The sequence below is a fragment of the Ornithinibacillus bavariensis genome, assembly GCF_018333235.1.
Lineage (GTDB): Bacteria > Bacillota > Bacilli > Bacillales > Amphibacillaceae > Ornithinibacillus > Ornithinibacillus bavariensis.
Map to the genome: position 1 here is coordinate 1 of NZ_BORP01000009.1, position 18,878 is coordinate 18,878.

Here is an 18,878-nt window from a genome sequence, read left to right on the forward strand (position 1 = left end):
CATAATTGATCGAGTCAATTACATTCTTAGCTACTAAAAGCACGCTAGCTTTTAGATTATTAATAGAAAAAACAGGGTATGTTTTTTCCTTACATACTGGTTGTTTTGTTCAGTTTTCAAGGAGCAATTATTTCAATGTGTCGTTTTTAGCGACAAGATATAATTTAACATGTCTATCACTAAATGTCAACATCTTTTTTAAAACTTTTATTTATGTTTTTTTGATGTTTCATAACTGACAACAGAAATTAATATATCATAGCTCCAGAATAAAATCAACGGTCTTTTTAAAAAAAGTCTCTTCTGAAATTTTTGCATTCAAATCAGAGTAACTCTTTCCCGTTGCTAACTAGTAGTTCATTCATTTTTTGTTCGTTTTGGTATGTATCGCAGGCATTCTTTATCAGTGGAAACTCTTCGTAATAGCTGAAATAAGGTCTTATATCTATCACGCATAGCATTCTTTACTAAATGATCAATTCGATGATCATCTAAATCAAATATGATTTCGTCTAACTCTCTTTTAATTAAGTATTCTAATTCTCTTTTCTCCATATCATTAATCATTAAACCTAGCATAATATCACCTCTAATGAATCAACTATAAATAGCCAGTAGTCTATATCGTTCACATTTTTGGATAATTTATGCAGGTTCTTCTAACCCCATTAATCAAAAAAAGCTCCACTTGTTCATAATTTATCATTCCATTCATAAAATGTAAGGAATGACTTGTCTTAAGTAGGAGGGGGAAAAGTGAATCATTTTTATGTAATTCGTTTCAGCCGCTTAAAAAGGTGGACACTAATTATTGTACTTGCATTTTTCACTGCCGGGTTTCTTTGGTTTGAAAATAATGGCTCTTTATCCATTTTCTCATCGGACAAGCCTGTAGCACTAACGAAAGGGAATTCTAATGAACCGAATATTTCCCTTACATTTAATATTAGCTGGGGAGAAGAAAAGGTATATGACATTCTTAAGCAACTCGAAAACCATCAAGTTAAGGCTACTTTTTTTGTGAGCGGGGAATGGGCCGAAAAGCATCCAGATATACTAAAAAAAATAACGGAAGGTAAGCATGAGATTGGAATGCTGGGCTATCGATATAAGAGCTATCTAGATCAAGAAATTAACCAGGTTCGAAAGGATTTACAATATGCCAAGGCGGTTTTTGGAAAATTAGGCTACAATAACATGGAATTAGTAAGAGCCCCACACGGTCATTTTAATGATGAAGTTATTGAGCTTGCAGAGGGATTAGGCAATAAAGTGATTCACTGGAATGTAAATCCGAATGATTGGCAGAACCCAGGAACACAAATAATTGTGGATCAAGTCATGTCCCAAACTAAAAATGGCGATATTATTTTGTTACATGCGTCAGACTCTGCTAAGCAAACAGCTGAATCATTGAAAACTATCCTCCCAGGGCTAAAAAATAAAGGGTTTAACTTTGTTACTGTATCCGAACTAATGAATCAAGCACATGCCAAGTCAAAAATTGTGGATTAAAAAAGGATGTCTCAGATAATACTCTTTAATGAGTACAAATGAGACATCCTTTGCCATTATTTTTTTCCTTTTCTCGGAGTTCCATCCGCTTGATTTAAACGGTGCAATACAAGTAACTGATAGGTATTACAAACAAGTAACGTAATAACCATGATAATAGAAAAATCTACACCTATTAAGCCGATTCTTAGTGCAGGTACCCATTCAACGACTGTGAACACGACCATGAAAAAGAATGCAGGAATAAAAGCATGCTTTTTCGTTTCTTTTGCTTTTATTTTAGCAATCATATACCCGTATAATAAGAGGCCTGCCGCCATTAGAATAAACCAAATAAGAGAAACCTCTCCATCTGACGCCTTATAAGGGAAATAAATTAAATCAAAGGTGATAAAAGCGATTAATACAAACTGTACGGTCGGCCAAAAAGAGCGAAATATACTTAACCCTAATCGATTAACGTAAAGATAAGCAAAGAAGCCAGTCTGGCTTACAGCACTATATAATAAACCATGTCCAATAAAAAATAGCATAACACCGATGAGGCCTAAAAAGTTAAAGGGCTGAAGATTATCGGTATAAACACCCTCCACATTAACAAAAAAGCTGGTAATAAGCCCAACAAGCCCTCCAATTGCGAGGGTTTTCAAAAACAAGTTAACTACTTTACGACTATTCAATGATAAATCCTCCTGAATTATAGCTATATCTAAGACGTATTGTAACATGAACCTTATCTTTTTTCCTATCCTATGTGCATATTTTTACTCATCTTACTCAAATTAAAGGATAAGTGGAAGGAGGATTTGTATGCGTCGTGTACAATTCTTGTTAATTTTCAGTATCCTACTCTTAATGATAAGTGCATGTAGTGGCGGTGAAGCAGCCATTAAAGATACAGACTATGATGCAACAAAAAAAATGGTTGTTGATATACTTCAAACAGAAGATGGTAAGAAGGCTCTGAGAGAAATTTTAGCAGACGAAAAAATGCAAGAGAAGCTTGTAATCGATTCTTCCACAGTTAAAAGCGCTATTGATGAGACATTAAACTCTGAAAAGAGCAAAGATATGTGGAAAAAGCTCTTTGAGGATCCTAAATTTGTTGAGACATATTATAAATCCGTGGAAGAAGATCAAAAAAACTTAATGAAAAGTTTAATGAATGACTCCGAGTATCAAAAACAGATGATGGATTTATTAAAAAATCCTGAAATGGAAGATCAGGTACTTCAGGTGTTAAAAAGCCAACAGTTTCGTAAGCATCTTGAAGATACGATTCGGCAAACATTGGAATCTCCATTATTCCTAGCCAAGGTTCAGGAAGCCCTCCTTAAAGCCGTAGAAGAACAAGGTAATCAAAACCAAGGTAACCAGTCAGGTGGACAAAGTGGCCAAGGCGGTGGTTCAAGCGGTGGGCCAGGTGGTGGTGGTGGTTCTGGTGACGGCGGTTCCGGTGGTGGTGGCGGTCAATAGGCCACACGATACCATCCTAGCAACAAATAGGGTCAGCTTTCCTTGAAGTGGAAACTGACCCTACTTTCTTATTCTTCTACTTGTGCAATAACTTTTGCCGCCATTTTATGATATTCTTTCCCATTTGGGTGATCCTCCTGGTAAACAGATGGAGCAAAAACATCTTCTTCTTCATATGGCTGTTGGATTGGAAGCTGTCCAAGTACCTTTGTATGTAGCACTTCTGCCAGCTTTTTGCCTCCACCTTGTCCAAAGACATACTCTTTTTCACCGGTTTTTTCACTCTTATAATAGGCCATGTTTTCTACAACGCCTAGTATTTCATGTTTTGTTTTTAACGCCATTTGCCCAGCTCTAGCCGCTACAAACGCTGCCGTTGGGTGTGGTGTTGTAACAATGATTTCTTTACAAGAAGGTAATAATTCATGAACATCCATTGCAATATCACCGGTTCCAGGTGGCAAGTCTAATAATAGATAATCTAAGTCTCCCCACTCTACTTCTTTAAAGAAGCTGTTGAGCATCTTACCAAGCATTGGACCACGCCAAATGATTGGTGAATTATCTTCCACAAAGAAGCCCATAGAGATAACTTTAACCCCAAAACGTTCAACTGGAATAATCTTTTGACCGCGGACGATTGGTCTTTCCTCAATACCCATCATATCTGGAACACTGAAACCATAAATATCTGCATCAATAATTCCAACTTTTTTTCCTAATCTCATTAGTGCCATAGCTAGATTTACAGTAACCGTTGACTTTCCTACTCCACCTTTACCACTGGCAATAGCTAGGAAATGCGGTTGTTTATTTCCGCCCATCAAGGCACGCTCTTTAGCGCTTTCAATTGCAGGCTGGTATTTCTTAATTATCTCATCTGGAAGCTTTTCAAATCGTAGTCCAACTGTTACAGCACCGTTACGCTTTAAAATACCAACAATTTCTTGTTGTAGCTGCATTTGCTCTGCAGTATTGGTTTTACCTATTGCAATTTTGACACTAACATGTTTCTTGTCTTCCTTTATTGTTACCTCTTTAATACCTTCTGTTTCTTCAAGCGTTTTATATAAAAAAGGATCTCTTACAGGATTAAGTAATTGAATAACATCTTCTCTGCTTATCATCTTTTTCACCTTCCTATGGCATTGGATACGTAATAGTTGTCCAAGGCTAGTATATCATAAATCACTAAAAATCTAAGTGATATGATTCATGGAAGATGAACCATTCAACCTATTCTGTTTTTTCTTCCTCTGGTTCTTCTGTCACATAGCGGAGGATTCCTTCATAAATACTTGCTGCCATTTGCTTTTGATAATTTTCATCCTTCAACAGCTCTCTTTCCTCCACATTTGATAGAAATCCTATTTCTACTAGCGCCCCGGGTATCTCTGCATTCTTTAAAAGATATAAGTTATTAATTGCTAATGCACTTCTATTTGTATTTTCCATATTACGAGTAATCTCGGCTTGAATCATTTTTGCTAAATGCTTACCTTCATCTGATTTAGGAAAATAAAATGTTTGTGCCCCACGCCATTTTGTCGATGGTATTGCATTCAAGTGAATCGTTACAAAAAAATCCGCTTCCTTTGAATTGATAAATTCCATCCTATTACGAATATCCTCTGATTTCCGCCTAGAGATCCCCTTAGTACTCTCATCTGCCAAGTCTGTATCCGTCTCTCTTGTTAGGTACACCGTTGCACCTGCTTGTTGTAAATATTCCTTAATTTTTATTGAAACAGCTAACGCAATATCTTTTTCAACTGTCTTATCACTACCAACCGCCCCTCCATCCGGTCCCCCATGACCAGGATCTAGAACAATAATTTTCTCCGACAATGGTAACGAAAATCCTACCGTTTGAACAGAAGCTTCCTCAAGTGGAAGTTTAATAAGCATAATTAACAAAACAAAACCTACTACCCATAGTGCAAATTTTATAAACCCCTTCATCGCATACGCCCCTTTACTTGTCCTCTCCCTATTTTATGGGACAAGTGTACGGTTTATGCTTGAATAAAGCGTTAAAAAAGAGAGTAGTATTTACATATCTACTCTCAACAAAATCATCGCACTAACATCCCTATGAGCATATATTTCTTCCAATCTTTAAATTCTCCTACCTCTTTCCAAGGTGTTTGTTGAAGTTTTAATGGGGTGATAAATGGCATACTCTCGTAGGATGATGGCAATGTTTCAGTTGATAGAACATTACCCACAGCCAGTCCACTAATGACCTCCAGTTCCTTACCCATTTGGATACCAGTTTGAATGTTTACCTTTTCCACTATTCCTTTTTCATTTAATCGCCAGACTTCATTTTGTTGAACAATTCCTTTATCAATCGTCGGGGTATTAAGCGCCTCTTTTACTGTGATTGTTAGCTTTGTATGATAGCCTGGATTTATACTGTCCAATGTCTCTTCTTCATTGAAGGTGATCTCAAAAGGGTACATACTTTTGGTATCGATACTTACCTCCTGTGGCGCCTCACTGACACTCGTTACCGTTCCTTGTAGGGCTTGTCCACTTTCTAAGAGGGAAATCTTAACTTTCTGTCCCTCTTCGACCTTTACACGGTCTCTTTCATTTACTTCCCCACTTACCTGTAGTTCCGTACTTTCAATAACCATAATAGGATCATTCAACGAAGGGTTAATTTCTTTTACCTTTCCATGAATTGGACTTGCGATAGTTACCGTGTCCCCGCCATCCTGTAAATCTTTAAGCCGTTCCTCTACAGCTTTTTTCTGTTCATTCTTAGCGGCCAATTCCTGTTCCTTTTGGATGAGAAATTGTTCCTTCATTACTTCTAATTCAATAGGATCCGGTTGTGTAATAACAACGGTTGTATTATCTGTTTCCTTGTCATTCATAACAGGAACAGATGGTTTGGGGATCTGGTAGGCAACCATTTCAGCTATTGCATCCTCAATTGCTGAGACTTCACCTTCTATTTTAGACAACTCATACGTAAGTAAAGCTTCTGTTTCTTCATAATCACGTATACGGTATGCGAACAATGGGTCACCTTTTGCAACTTCACTACCCTCTTCAACTAAAAACGTATCAAAGCTGCCAATACTTTTGTCAAAATAGACATAGTCTTCTCTTGAATAAGTGACCACACCTTTTGCTTCTACGGTCTCATACAAATTAGTTTGGTAAACCTTGTTCCAATCCGATACATAAACACTTCGCATTACTTTTCCATCATCATCTACACTTACAAGAACTAAGTTGACAATAATAAATACTAGTACCATCAAGCGTATAATTAATTTTTGATTTCTTCGCATTAGCCAAACCACCTATTAATGATAAGAATGTCTGTAAATGCTAGTACAGCTGTTACGGTCCAAATTGCTATATGAAATAAGATTACTAAACTATAAATCCATCCCTTATGTATTCCGGAAAGTCTAGTTAATAGCTTTACCTGAAAAACCATTATCCAAATCTGAAAGAGAGTAATAGAACCAAAAAAATAAATAATAAAGTTTTGGTCTGTTACGTAGGAAGCAATAATGCCGAACGAAAATGGGGATACAAACCAATCTAATCCGATCAAAATATGGATCGGTATCCATACAATTCTTTCTAAGAGCAGGACGAAGAGCACAACAACCTGCATGACGAGTAATTTTTTAAAAGGAATTTTTGTGACGGTATAGAATATTAATGGTGGAATAAATAAGATAAATAAAACAAAGGAGACAGCGTATAGTACTCGTCCAAATACAAACCACAGCTTTCGCAATTCAAATTCAGCTGGATTAACAAGCGACACACTAGATGATATAGGAGATGTACCAATGCCAAACGCTCCCATCACAGCATAAACGATTATGCCAAAAAGGCTTAAGATGAAGATTGTTCTCCAAGGAATTTTTACAACTTCTGCTTTTCCAATTCGAAAAATATGGTCATCAACAGCAAACAATAGTTTAAATAATTGTATTGTATATGTCATGACTTCACCCATTTCCCTTAAATTTTATAGGGACCATTTTTTCCATTTTAACCCACGGTCGAACAAATATCTATTATTTTCAATCTATTCGGAATAATATTGGTAATTTCGACATGAAAATGCCAGAAACCGCATTCTATTCGACATAAAATGCGGTTTCTGACACATTTAGTTTGCGTCTGTAGTTAGCTGTTTAAGTGGTTCTGACTTTACTTGCCGTTTATCTGTCATCTTAGCAACCTGCCAGCCTACACCAGCATTAACGATTCCCATTAATCCAAACAATAAGTAGTCTCCAATCGGCTCTGGAAGTATTAAGTCAACAATCAACCAGCCGCCAGCCGTCGTGCCTCCAACAAGTGCGCCAATTATTGGCTTACGATAACGATTCATTAATTGCACCGCCTTTAATTAATTGATCGTAATTAACTATGAAGATTATAGGGGAAAAGATAATATTCTACGTGTGTACTCAATTTTTATCTTTTATAGAATTCTATGCAGTTTACGCTATATTAATAACTAAAGGATTTTCTTCCGTATAAAAGATAAATGATTACCTTACTAACAGCACTAAATCTACAAACCCCATTCTCTTCTAGGTAATGCTCTTAAAATATCACTTTAAGGCGTAGTATTCATACTTAATTTTAATATTATGTTCGGTATTTCCCGTAATGATCGACAGCGAAGCTAAACAATACTTTCATCAAAAACAGTAACCCCACGATTAACATATATGGCGTTATTCCTGGTAGCATTGGCATGACCCCAAAACCAACAGACACAAGTAAGCCAGCTACAAATAATTGTACACGCTTCCCAATAAGGGCGTTTACTATAAACGCCCCAATTATCGTATATGCCCATACTCCTAAGGAATAAACAATATTGGTATGGAGAAGAAGGGCAATAAGCACGATATGGACGTGGATGGCGAGGAATACGATTCGATTTTTTTTCCTCGCTGCATAGAAATTACTAGTTGATGCTGTAAAATTCGCAATAACACCAGCAAAAACATCGAAAATCAATAATAATGCTAGAACACTGCGCCACATTGGCAAATCGGAAACCATTTCAGGGAATCGGTAATATAACGCAGCGGTCAGTATACCACCGAAAAGCAATATTGTTAAAACGGATGGAACAGACTGTTTTTCACCAAACACATCCTGCAAGAAAGAAGGAATCCGAAACTGTCTCATTTCACGCCACTCCCATCATCAATTAGATAACACTTGATTAGTATAAAGTTATGTACTAAATATAGTATTTGACTCTAAAACCATTATATCGATATAAAATTTATTAATCAATATATTTTGTATTATTTATATTGAATCAGTCTAAAACTTTAGTTAAACTACATATGAGGTGAACTAATATGAATGGTTACGAACGACGGAAACAGAAAAAAATAGAGCAGATATTCAGTGCCTCAATTGAATTATTTTTCAAATATGGCTTTCAAAAGGTTAGCGTGAATGAGATTGCATATAAAGCAAATGTTTCTCCTGCAACCATATATAATTATTTCGGGACAAAGGAACAGCTTTATACGGATTCCTTGATTAACTGGCTGGACAAGCAGTTGGAACAATATGAGAATATCCTGAGTTCGGAGTTATCTTTTGTTGAAAAGACTAAAAAGATCATGCTGTTGGAGGCGAATAACTTAAAAATATTAGCAGATGAGTTTCCGAAATTCCCTTCTGCTGATTTAAGAGGGCTGATACAAATGATGGACGGTTATAACGAGCAGAAGGTCGTGCCCTTTTTTAAGAAGTATGTCGCACTTGGAAAACAAGAGGGGTTTATTCGAAAAGATCAAACTGAAGAAATCATGATGCGTTATTTTACATTGTTTCAGAATGAACTAGTCCGGAAATGGGAGGGCTCGAGTCAAAAACAGACCACCGAGAATATGGATCAATTGATGGAGTTGTTCTTTTATGGGGTAGCTGGACAATCACAGCTTCAGGAATAGAAGATAGAAGATCTACTCCTGTTCTTAGATCCTCGTAGTAACGAGAGAAAGTCTCTTTAACTTAGGAAAATAATTATCTATACAACGTCGTATTATAAAGAAAACACATCCACAATTTATTAACCGTGAAAAAAGTGGATGCTACAAGGGAGTGTTACCATGATAAAACAGGAAGAACTACTTGCCCGCCAACTGCAGCTGCAAACCGAAGCGGATGCAATTGTTGAAGAGATGCGCCTTGATCAATTGTTAGCAGAAGCTGGTACACCAGTAAAAGTAGGGAGTGCGGCTTTAGGCTTAATGGCTTGGAGAGATCTTGATATAACGGTTGTTTGTTCGACATTGAACATCGCTACAGTTTCCAGAATAGCTTCACAATTGATGTCCAATCCTCAAGTTCGTGATTTAAAATTCATCAATGATACGGGCAATTGGAACACCGATCCAGCTTATCCAGACGGTTACTTCCTAGGAATCACTTACCAGTCCAATATCGGAAAGAAATGGGAACTAGATATTTGGTTTGTAGACAAGCCTGAAGAGCAGCCCGATTTGCAGCATATTCGCACACTACCTAAACAACTAACTCCGGAAGCGATTGTCTCTATTTTAAGCATTAAAACCGTTTGGGCAACACGACCCGATTATGGAAAGCGAGTAACAAGCTTCGATATTTATAATGCTGTGTTAGATTATAATGTACAAACACCTGACGAATTTAAGAAATGGCTGGAAAGCCGATAGTTTCTATGATCGAAAACGCTTTGAGATACTTAGAAAAATAGGGATGAGTGAAAGGGGATTAAATTCCACTATATGTTGCTGACAGCATTTATTGCTCCCCTTATCGTTGCCGTTCGCCATCTGCTTGTTGCATTACCGATGGTCAGGCAATTATGGACAATTGCTTTTCTGGACAATATTTTAGTCATCGTAATTTAGTGCATTCGCATGTATCAGTTTTTTACTACTAGTCTATGGTTTGGTATTTTTAGTTACTGAACGTGTTTATCGAATAGTTATTAGCAGAAACTTAATGTTTCATTGGAAGGAGTAGACTAAGGGTGCCAGTATTATCAAAACTAAAGAAATAATAATTGAGAATTCTAGGAGTTGGGGTCATCCTGCTTTGTTTATTCCTTATCCTCTTTCAAGGATTGTTGTTTGATGACAAATGAAAATTTGCAACGATAAGTTCAAAAGAAAAGTGCAATAATACCAGATTAACTTATGTGACAAAAGTGATTTAGAAAAAGTACCCATTGTAGACTCGAAATAAAGTTTGATAATTTATAATAAAGATTGATACTATTACGTTAAGAACGTTTAATATTTGAAATACAATAAAGGATATCCTAAAAAACACTTTTGTAAATCTATTTCATAATAGAGCCATGTTACGGAATAGTGTTATTAGAGGGATAATGAATGCGTAAATTTATTTATATTTCATTAATAGTCATAACGGTTTTAGGGTTAAGTGCTTGCGGTAAAAAATCCATGTGGTAACATTAAGTCTTATGATCAGAGGTAAAGCAGATGATAATGGCTTAAAACAAGGAGAGTTATTATGATATTAATCACCGTCGTGCCGCCAAACAAAGGTGAAGGCACGAGTCCCACCGAACTAGTAGGGCGTTGTCTTGTAAATCAACTGCTTAAGGCTGGTAAGAAGGTACGCATTCTTGCCGAAGGGCAGCAAGTGCATAATTGGCCAGAAGGTGTTCAGATTGTCAATGGAAACATTGCCCTCCCCGTAGAGAGGCACGAGGTGTTTCTAGACATAGAACGAGTATTCTTAGCAGGTGCGAACGCAAAGACAATAAAGGAGAACCTAGTATTGGCAAAAAGGGCAAATGTACAGCGCTTTGTCGTACTCTCATCGCATGGTCCTGAATATGAAATCAACTACCCACCTGAAACATGGTTTTGGTTGGCTATTGAGAAGGCCGTAGAGCAATCGGGTATGGAATGGACACATATCCGGCCATCAGCTGTGATGGGGGGAATGTTTGAAGGTAGTTACCCTGCAACAGGGTCTGGTTGGCAGGAGTCTATTAAGAATGAAGGAATCGTCCGCGAGCCATACATCAATACTGGCTACTATCCATTTATTCATGAGGACGACCTTGCTGCAGTTGCCTCCGCAGCCTTACTTGAAGATAAATATCTCGGCAAAATACTGGAAGCAGTAAACGTGCCAATTAGTACAATGGAGCGCGTACATTTAATTAGCAAAGCTATTGGGCGCGAGATACTTACAGAAGAGTTGACACCAGATCAAGCTCGTAAACATTGGCGAACCCAAGGCTGGCCTGACGAAACGATTGAAGTAACACTTTATGCGCTAGAAGAATACGGCAAGCATCCTGATAAGTATATCCAATGGACAGTTGAGCAGCAGCCCTCAGTTGAACAAATTATCGGAAGACCTGTCCGTACATATGCTCAGTGGGTGGCAGAACACGCAAATAAATTCAAACCTTAATCTTGGATATCCTCTTTTTTAATAAGCTATCGGGTAACTAATGTTCAACAAAACATCCCCTAGAATAATCAAACTTTTTTTGAGCGTAACATCCACGGGTTTATTTCTCCATGAATGGTTGTTGCGCAGAAAACACTTAATCTTTTTTATCCAGAATCTAGACGTAGATCCAAGTTTCTTTATGTACACGTATCTTAACTTCTTTACTTTAAGAAGAGCTTAGAAAAGGAGGATGGTTGTTCATTATGGAATACCCGGTATCTATTGAAGTAAATGGAATCACTTTGAGAGGGATAGCCCACAACCCTGACAGGTATAACAAATCAGTTTATCCTGTTGTTAGTTAATCCAGAGAAATCGTTTCACGCTTTTATGGGAGGGGTCATCCGATCAAGTATGCAGGTGGGCGATGCTATAGAGTTTGTTGGCCCTGGAGTAGAAGGAGATCAAACCGTACATATCTACGGTAGGTTGTTAGCTTTCGAGGAATACAAATTGTTGAGTTACACCGACCACCCTGGCCCCTCACATCATGATAGACACGCGGAACTGGAAAGCACAGTGACCATAAGGTTGAACACAGTTGGGAACTGTACCCTATTACAACTAGTAAATGATCAATGGACAGATAATAATCCGCAATTTGAAAAGGCAGACCAATTCTGGTGGATGATACTTAGTAATATTAAAACAATTGCAGAAACCGGTAAGCCGCTAGATTTCGGTTATAAAGTGTAAATTCCAACTCTTATTGTTAAACTAATCATTGGACTCTTAATAGTTGAAGTGATGGTATTTGTAATGACTCTATTACCTAATTTTAAAATTAAAGACAAAAGCCGAGCTTTCTCACATTGCCTCGGCTTCCAACTTTATTAAAAATCTGACTCCTTCTGTGAAGGGTGTATTAACGTTCATGGATTAAGACACACATGCTTCTATGCAGTTTGCCCCGAATGAAAGATATTCAAATAAGAATTAGGACGTGCAAGAATAAACTACTATGGACACCTGTACTCATCTTACAGATTATCTAAAATTAACAAATAATGATTCCCAAAAGATACGATAGTGAATGTAATTAAAAAAAATTCCAGTCACTATCTATTTTTTGTATCCTTTTGTAATGAAAAAGCCTGTTTGGAATTGACTTCCAAACAGGCAGTAAACCCAATAGTAACAAGGGTTATTAACGTTTTGAGAACTGTGGTGCACGACGTGCGCCTTTAAGACCGTATTTCTTACGTTCTTTCATACGTGGATCACGAGTTAAGAATCCTGCACTCTTAAGTGCTGGACGATAACCAGGATCTGCTTCTAGTAAAGCACGTGCGATACCGTGACGGATTGCACCAGCTTGACCAGTAAATCCACCACCATGAACATTAACTAGAACATCATAAGTTCCTTGAGTTTCAGTAGCTTGTAGTGGTTGGTTAAGGATTAATAATTGAGTTTCATATGGGAAATAGTCTTTTGCTTCACGACCATTGATTGTAATGTTACCAGTACCGGGTACTAAGCGTACACGTGCTGTTGAGCTTTTACGACGACCAGTGCCGTAGTATTGTACTTGTGCCAATTTGTTTACCTCCTTTTATTATCCACGAAGTTCGTAAACTTCTGGTTTTTGTGCTGCATGGTTATGTTCAGCACCTCTATAAACGTGCAATTTCTTACCCATTTTACGGCCTAAAGATCCTTTTGGAAGCATGCCTTTGATAGCAATCTCAAGCATTTGCTCAGGGTATTTAGTACGCATTTCATCAGCAGTACGAGATTTTAATCCACCTGGATGTCCAGAGTGACGGTAGTACATTTTGTCACTTAGTTTATTTCCAGTAAGTTCAATTTTGTCAGCGTTAATGATGATTACATAATCACCAGTGTCAGCATGTGGAGTGTAAGTTGGCTTATGCTTTCCGCGAAGGATTGCAGCAACTTCACTTGCTAGACGACCAAGACGTTGGCCTTCTGCATCCACAACAAGCCATTTGCGTTCGATATTGTTTTCATTCGCCATGAAAGTTGTGCGCATGATTGGTTTCCCTCCAAATATTCATTCAATAATTTTTTAATTGTAAGTTTCGTTATTTCTTTATTTTCAACACAATTAGTTCCGGGGCTAATCGCGGTTTTTAGAAATAAAATGCCATAGACCATAATATATCAAATAGTGGTATTTTGTCAAGGGTTTGGCAAACTTTTTTATGCTTTTAAAGTGAGAATCTATAAAGACTATTATATACTATTTTAACTAGGAAAGAAAACTGTTGATATTTCCCAGGAAATGTCGAATAGTACTTAGCATTAATATACTACTTTCCATAGAAACAACCCTTGAGCTGGTGCAGTTTTGCCTGCAAGCCTTCTATCCTTCTTTTCTAGCATTTCTCTTATATTTATTGGATCTATCTTACCTTGTCCAACCTCTAATAACGTCCCTACTAAAATACGAACCATATTATATAAAAATCCGCTTCCTCTAAAATGGAATTCAATCTGGTCCCCATTCTTCTGACAAGATACTTCAAACAAAGTTCGAACCTTATCTCCCTTAACTGTCGCTCGAGCTGAGGAGAAGGTAGTAAAATCATGTGTCCCCTCTAAATATCGACATGCCTCCTGTATGGCCTCTATATTAATTTTATAGGGAAAATGATAGGAGTAATTTCGAGCAAAAATATCGGGTTCTTTTCTATTTAAGATAAAATAACGATATTCCTTCTCTAAAACATCATATCTAGCGTGAAAGCTCTCTGGTACTTCCTCAGAAGCTTTCACATGTAAATCTTCCGGTAAAAGAGAATTTAGTGCTCGCCCCCAACTATTTCCCGGGATATAAAGCTTCGTTTCAAAATGAATGGTCTGTCCTTTAGCATGTACTCCAGTGTCTGTCCTTCCTGAGGCATGCACACGAATTTTTTCACCCTTGTGAATCCTTTCTAGGGCTTTTTCTAGCTCTCCTTGTACCGTTCTTTTTTCAGGCTGGACTTGATAGCCAAAGAAGTTCGAACCATCATATTGAAGTATACATTTTATTTTTGGCACCTTTCCAGCCCTCCCAAATTAGTAATTTCTTGTCCAGAATAGTGCAGCCACTACAGCTAAAAAGAAGAGAAAAACTAGAATATCTAAGCCTTTGATTTTTAATTGTCTCAGCCTTGTTCGCCCCTCTCCGCCTTGATAGCCTCTTGCCTCCATTGCCATTGCTAGCTCTTCCGCTCGTTTAAATGCACTGACAAACAGCGGAACGAGTAATGGAACTATGGCATGTAAGCGTTCCTTGATTGGGCCTGTACGAAAGTCTACTCCTCGAGATGCTTGTGCTTTCGATATTTTATCTGTTTCCTGTAACAAGGTTGGTATAAACCGTAGTGAAATGGACATCATTAATGCAAGCTCATGTACTGGAAACTTTATTTTTTTCAAGGGATGGAGTAAGTCCTCTACTGCATCGGTAATTTCTATTGGTGTCGTCGTTAAGGTTAATAGAGAGGTAATTAAAATTAATAGAAAAAACCGTAATGAGATTGCAAACCCCTGTATTAACGCTCCTGAATAAACCTTATATCCAAAAACATCGAATAACACGGTACCTTCCTTCGTTACAATTAAATGCAAAATAAAGGTGAATGCAATTAAAAACCAAACAGGTGTGAGTCCCTTTAAAATAAAACGTAATGATATTCTCGTAGATAAAGTTGTTAAAATAGCAAATATCGTTAATATACTATAGCTGATAATATTGTTCGCAAAGAAAACAACGATGACAAAGAAAAATATTATTGTAATTTTCATTCGTGGATCTAATCGATGAATAAGGGAATTTCCAGGGACATATTGACCAATCACAATTGCGTTATTCAATCGATTCAGCCCCCTTCAAGGCGTGCTGAATCTCAGCAGCCAGCTCAGCAACACTTTGTCTTCTAAAAGGAATATCCACGCCGAAACGTGCGTTAAACGCATTTAGGAATTGAATGACTTCCGGTACATCTAGCTGTACCTTATTTAATGCTTCCTGCTGCGCAAAAACCTCTTCTGGAATACCCTCCATGTATTTTGTTCCTTTGTTCATAATCATTACATGGTCTGCATATTTAACCGCATCCTCCATACTATGGGTAACTAGTATGGTTGTTAGATTTTCTCTTTGATGTAGTTCATAAAACATATTCATAATATCTGATTGGCCTCTTGGATCTAAACCTGCAGTCGGCTCATCTAACACAAGAATATTCGGCTTTACAGCCAGAACACCCGCAATTGCTACCCTTCTCATCTGTCCGCCACTAAGATCAAATGGAGAACGCTCTAACAAAGACTCATCTATTCCAACAGCAGGTGCTATCTCCAATATTCTTCTTTCAATTTCTTCCTCTGAAACTCCAAAATTTTTAGGACCAAAGGCAATATCTTTTCGAACGGTTTCATCAAATAACTGATGTTCTGGGTATTGGAATACTACGCCGACCTTACTGCGTAGTTCCTTCAGGTTCTCTGGCTTTTTATCTGATGTAATCTGATGATCGCCAATTTGTACCTCACCCTCAGTAGGGGTTAGTAGCCCATTTAAGTGTTGTATTAGTGTAGACTTACCGGAACCAGTATGGCCAATAATCGCAACAAAAGAACCTGCAGGGATATGGAAGGATAAGTGATCCAACGCTTTATGAGCAAAAGGTGAATTAGCTTGATAGATATAGCTTACATCTTTGAATGTAATGTCCATAGTTCCTCCAATAATTCATCATGATTCAACGGTTCATTTTTAATCATGATGTCTAGTTGTTTTAATTCATCTGCTAATACAGCAACAAACGGTACGTCCAGTCCTATCTTTCGTAAGTCATCCTTTTGCTTAAAAATATCCCTTGGTGTTGCTTCAGCCCAAACCTTACCACTATTCATAACGATAACTCTTTCAGCTTGTACAACTTCCTCTAAGTCATGGGTTATCGTAATAAGTGAAATCTCATTTTTTTCTTGTATTTCAGAAACAGTTCGCATGATTTCTTTTCTACCCTTTGGATCAAGCATTGCAGTCGCTTCATCTAAAATTAATACTTCTGGATTTATCGCTAATAAACTTGCTATCGCTACGCGCTGCTTTTGCCCACCAGATAAACGATGTGGCTCCGTTAAAAGATAGTCTTCCATCCGAACAGCTTGAAGAACCTCATCGATACGGTTCACCATTTCTTCTCGGGCGAACCCCCGATTCTCCATACCAAAGGCTACGTCGTCCTGTACGGTTGTACCGACAAATTGGTTATCCGGGTTTTGAAACACCATGCCGACCTGTTTGCGAACATCCCATACGGTCTGTTCATTCACTGGAATTCCATTAATAATTATTTCTCCCTTTTGCGGGAATAATAATCCATTCATTAATTTAGCAATAGTGGATTTTCCAGAGCCATTATGGCCAATTATGGCTACCCACTCATCTTTATATATGGTGAACGATACATCGTCCAACACCCAAGGCTGCTCATCTCCGTATCGAAACGATACATTTCTAAACTCTATAAAACACTCTCTCATCATAATCCTCCTCTACCTGCCTTGGTTTTTTACTTTACGTTATGTATTGTACTATTAATTTTGAATTATGTTAAATACCCAGCACCGCTAGATGGGTTCGGGCGCATTATCTACAAACGTGTAGCTGGATATAGATAATGCATTTGTATGTCTTTCCATTACGAACCCTATTCACTTTCCATATACAAAAAAAGGGCTTGGATTTCACCTCGTGGAAGAGATTTAGTCCTGCCCTTAACGTGTATGGATGATTAAACTAGCTCAATGATTGCCATTTTCGCTCCATCACCTTGACGTTCGCCTAGCTTAAGAACGCGAGTATATCCACCTTGTCTATCCTCGTAGCGTTTAGCAACATCGTTGAAAAGCTTTTGAAGTACTGAATCCTCTTCATTAGCTTCTTTGTTGTATAAGAATGCTGCAGCCTGACGACGAGCGTGAAGATCACCACGTTTACCTAATGTAATCATTTTATCAACGACAGATCGAAGCTCTTTCGCTTTTGCTTCTGTTGTTTCAATCCGCTCGTGAATAATTAAATCAGATGCAAGGTTGCGAAGTAGTGCTAGTCGTGCGTCTGTAGTACGTCCTAGTTTTCTTGCCATGGACTATCCCTCCCTTTCTTGAAACTCTAAAGATGTCCTTACTATTAATCGTCTTTACGTAAGCTTAATCCTAAATCAGCAAGTTTTACTTTAACTTCCTCTAATGATTTACGGCCAAGGTTACGCACTTTCATCATATCTTCTTCAGATTTATTTGAAAGCTCTTGAACTGTATTTATGCCAGCACGTTTTAGACAATTGTAAGAACGAACCGATAAATCTAACTCTTCAATTGTCATTTCCATTACTTTTTCTTTTTGGTCTTCCTCTTTTTCAACCATAATCTCGACATTTTGTGCTTCATCTGTTAAACCAACAAAGATGTTCAGATGCTCCGATAAAATCTTAGCACCAAGCGAAATCGCTTCTTCTGGTCTGATACTACCATCAGTCGAAACATCTAATGTTAATTTATCATAGTTAGCACTCTGTCCTACACGAGTATTCTCTACTTGGTAAGTAACACGTGATACCGGTGTGAAAATGGAATCAACTGGAATAACACCAATTGGTTGATCTTCATGTTTATTTGCATCAGCTGGAACATAACCACGACCACGCTCGGCCGTAATCTTCATACGCAGGCTACCTTTTGAATTTAATGTTGCAATCGGAAGTTCAGGATTTAATACTTCTACATCACTATCAAAGGTTAGATCAGCAGCAGTAACTACTCCTTCTCCTTGCGCATCAATTTCCAGTTGTTTAGGTTCATCAGAATAGATCTTTAGTGCTAGCTTTTTCAAATTCAAAATGATAGTAGTTACGTCCTCAACCACACCATCGATAGTTGAAAATTCATGTAATGCTCCATCAATTTGAACTGATGTTACAGCAGCACCTGGAAGTGAGGATAGTAGGATACGACGCAAGGAGTTTCCAAGAGTTGTACCATAACCACGTTCGAGCGGCTCTACCACAAATTTTCCAAATGTAGCATCATCACTAATCTCAACCGTTTCAATCTTTGGCTTTTCTATTTCAATCATTCCATAATACCCTCCTTAAAAACGTCGAAACCCCGGTTAGACACAAGGAGTTCTAACCGAAATTCCTCAAATAGGCAGTTGGCGATTCTGCTCTACCTGTATAGTTTCATCGTACCTTTTGTCTATGCGATGCTGTATGACAAGGTTAGAAAAAAGAAAACGATGCAAGCGCCTAATGGCGGATTGCTTCAAGCTTTCTTCTATAAACCTTGGTGATTCAATACTTAAACTATTACAGTATTTCACCTAATACTTTTAGTCATCATAACCCATTATAGACAGG

Annotated in this window: 22 protein-coding genes; 6 read left to right on the top strand and 16 right to left on the bottom strand. The window is 37.7% G+C overall.

Going from position 1 to position 18,878, the window contains the following annotated elements; translation table 11 throughout:
• Positions 1-357 precede the first annotated feature (357 nt).
• Positions 358-579, bottom strand: coding sequence for a hypothetical protein (locus tag KI338_RS16805; protein WP_212922195.1), 222 nt, complete (start codon positions 577-579; stop codon positions 358-360).
• 177 nt (positions 580-756) lie between these two features.
• Here KI338_RS16805 and pdaB point away from each other — a divergent pair, with 177 nt between their 5' ends.
• The gene (gene pdaB / locus KI338_RS16810; protein ID WP_212922196.1) at positions 757-1,515 is read left to right on the top strand and encodes a polysaccharide deacetylase family sporulation protein PdaB; all 759 of its coding nucleotides are present in this window, start codon (positions 757-759) and stop codon (positions 1,513-1,515) included.
• 56 nt (positions 1,516-1,571) lie between these two features.
• Here pdaB and KI338_RS16815 read toward each other — a convergent pair whose 3' ends face one another.
• Positions 1,572-2,195 (bottom strand): KinB-signaling pathway activation protein, encoded by a 624-nt coding sequence (locus KI338_RS16815; RefSeq protein ID WP_212922197.1) that lies wholly within the window; start codon positions 2,193-2,195, stop codon positions 1,572-1,574.
• A 130-nt stretch (positions 2,196-2,325) separates the two neighbouring features.
• On the opposite strand from KI338_RS16815, the gene gerD reads away from it, so the two are divergent.
• Entirely contained in the window at positions 2,326-2,991 is a 666-nt protein-coding gene (gene gerD, locus KI338_RS16820) for a spore germination lipoprotein GerD (protein ID WP_212922198.1), read from the top strand.
• 68 nt (positions 2,992-3,059) lie between these two features.
• Here the strand turns inward: gerD and salA are convergent, their stop codons facing one another.
• The 6 genes from salA to KI338_RS16850 all read right to left on the bottom strand — a co-directional run bounded on the left by salA (position 3,060) and on the right by KI338_RS16850 (position 8,181).
• A complete protein-coding gene (gene salA, locus KI338_RS16825) occupies positions 3,060-4,118 on the bottom strand; it encodes an iron-sulfur carrier protein/transcriptional regulator SalA (protein WP_212922199.1) in 1,059 nt (352 codons plus the stop codon).
• 109 nt (positions 4,119-4,227) lie between these two features.
• On the bottom strand, positions 4,228-4,953 hold the full coding sequence (gene cwlD, locus KI338_RS16830; protein WP_212922200.1) for an N-acetylmuramoyl-L-alanine amidase CwlD: 726 nt from the start codon (positions 4,951-4,953) through the stop codon (positions 4,228-4,230).
• A gap of 113 nt (positions 4,954-5,066) precedes the next feature.
• A complete protein-coding gene (locus KI338_RS16835; RefSeq protein WP_212922201.1) occupies positions 5,067-6,299 on the bottom strand; it encodes an efflux RND transporter periplasmic adaptor subunit in 1,233 nt (410 codons plus the stop codon).
• On the bottom strand, positions 6,299-6,973 hold the full coding sequence (locus tag KI338_RS16840) for a hypothetical protein (RefSeq protein ID WP_212922202.1): 675 nt from the start codon (positions 6,971-6,973) through the stop codon (positions 6,299-6,301). Before KI338_RS16840 ends, KI338_RS16835 begins: the two co-directional genes overlap by 1 nt.
• A 168-nt stretch (positions 6,974-7,141) precedes the next feature.
• Positions 7,142-7,366, bottom strand: coding sequence for a hypothetical protein (locus KI338_RS16845; protein WP_212922203.1), 225 nt, complete (start codon positions 7,364-7,366; stop codon positions 7,142-7,144).
• A 263-nt stretch (positions 7,367-7,629) separates the two neighbouring features.
• A complete protein-coding gene (locus tag KI338_RS16850) occupies positions 7,630-8,181 on the bottom strand; it encodes a hypothetical protein (RefSeq protein WP_212922204.1) in 552 nt (183 codons plus the stop codon).
• Between the two features lie 179 nt (positions 8,182-8,360).
• Here KI338_RS16850 and KI338_RS16855 point away from each other — a divergent pair, with 179 nt between their 5' ends.
• The 4 genes from KI338_RS16855 to KI338_RS16870 all read left to right on the top strand — a co-directional run bounded on the left by KI338_RS16855 (position 8,361) and on the right by KI338_RS16870 (position 12,189).
• The gene (locus tag KI338_RS16855; RefSeq protein ID WP_212922205.1) at positions 8,361-8,963 is read left to right on the top strand and encodes a TetR/AcrR family transcriptional regulator; all 603 of its coding nucleotides are present in this window, start codon (positions 8,361-8,363) and stop codon (positions 8,961-8,963) included.
• A gap of 138 nt (positions 8,964-9,101) precedes the next feature.
• On the top strand, positions 9,102-9,707 hold the full coding sequence (locus KI338_RS16860) for a hypothetical protein (RefSeq protein ID WP_244853725.1): 606 nt from the start codon (positions 9,102-9,104) through the stop codon (positions 9,705-9,707).
• 826 nt (positions 9,708-10,533) lie between these two features.
• A complete protein-coding gene (locus KI338_RS16865) occupies positions 10,534-11,451 on the top strand; it encodes an NAD(P)H-binding protein (RefSeq protein ID WP_212922206.1) in 918 nt (305 codons plus the stop codon).
• 372 nt (positions 11,452-11,823) lie between these two features.
• Positions 11,824-12,189, top strand: a complete 366-nt coding sequence (locus KI338_RS16870; RefSeq protein ID WP_212922207.1) for an SRPBCC domain-containing protein — start codon at positions 11,824-11,826, stop codon at positions 12,187-12,189.
• Between the two features lie 451 nt (positions 12,190-12,640).
• Here the strand turns inward: KI338_RS16870 and rpsI are convergent, their stop codons facing one another.
• From rpsI to KI338_RS16910, 8 genes are all read right to left on the bottom strand, one after another.
• Positions 12,641-13,033: a 30S ribosomal protein S9 gene (rpsI, locus tag KI338_RS16875; protein ID WP_212922208.1), complete on the bottom strand. Its 393-nt coding sequence runs from the start codon at positions 13,031-13,033 to the stop codon at positions 12,641-12,643.
• Between the two features lie 18 nt (positions 13,034-13,051).
• Positions 13,052-13,489: a 50S ribosomal protein L13 gene (rplM, locus tag KI338_RS16880; protein ID WP_212922209.1), complete on the bottom strand. Its 438-nt coding sequence runs from the start codon at positions 13,487-13,489 to the stop codon at positions 13,052-13,054.
• A 272-nt stretch (positions 13,490-13,761) separates the two neighbouring features.
• Positions 13,762-14,502 carry a tRNA pseudouridine(38-40) synthase TruA gene (truA, locus tag KI338_RS16885; protein ID WP_212922210.1) on the bottom strand — a complete coding sequence of 247 codons (741 nt, stop codon included), beginning with the start codon at positions 14,500-14,502 and terminating at the stop codon, positions 13,762-13,764.
• 18 nt (positions 14,503-14,520) lie between these two features.
• Complete coding sequence (locus tag KI338_RS16890) at positions 14,521-15,321, bottom strand: energy-coupling factor transporter transmembrane component T family protein (RefSeq protein ID WP_212922211.1); 801 nt, start codon at positions 15,319-15,321, stop codon at positions 14,521-14,523.
• Positions 15,314-16,186 (bottom strand): energy-coupling factor ABC transporter ATP-binding protein, encoded by an 873-nt coding sequence (locus KI338_RS16895; protein ID WP_212922212.1) that lies wholly within the window; start codon positions 16,184-16,186, stop codon positions 15,314-15,316. The genes KI338_RS16890 and KI338_RS16895 overlap by 8 nt, the downstream gene beginning before the upstream one ends.
• Entirely contained in the window at positions 16,162-17,001 is an 840-nt protein-coding gene (locus tag KI338_RS16900) for an energy-coupling factor ABC transporter ATP-binding protein (RefSeq protein ID WP_212922260.1), read from the bottom strand. The genes KI338_RS16895 and KI338_RS16900 overlap by 25 nt, the downstream gene beginning before the upstream one ends.
• Positions 17,002-17,252: 251 nt before the next feature.
• Complete coding sequence (rplQ, locus tag KI338_RS16905) at positions 17,253-17,606, bottom strand: 50S ribosomal protein L17 (RefSeq protein ID WP_212922213.1); 354 nt, start codon at positions 17,604-17,606, stop codon at positions 17,253-17,255.
• Between the two features lie 44 nt (positions 17,607-17,650).
• Complete coding sequence (locus tag KI338_RS16910) at positions 17,651-18,595, bottom strand: DNA-directed RNA polymerase subunit alpha (RefSeq protein ID WP_212922214.1); 945 nt, start codon at positions 18,593-18,595, stop codon at positions 17,651-17,653.
• Positions 18,596-18,878: the final 283 nt, after the last annotated feature.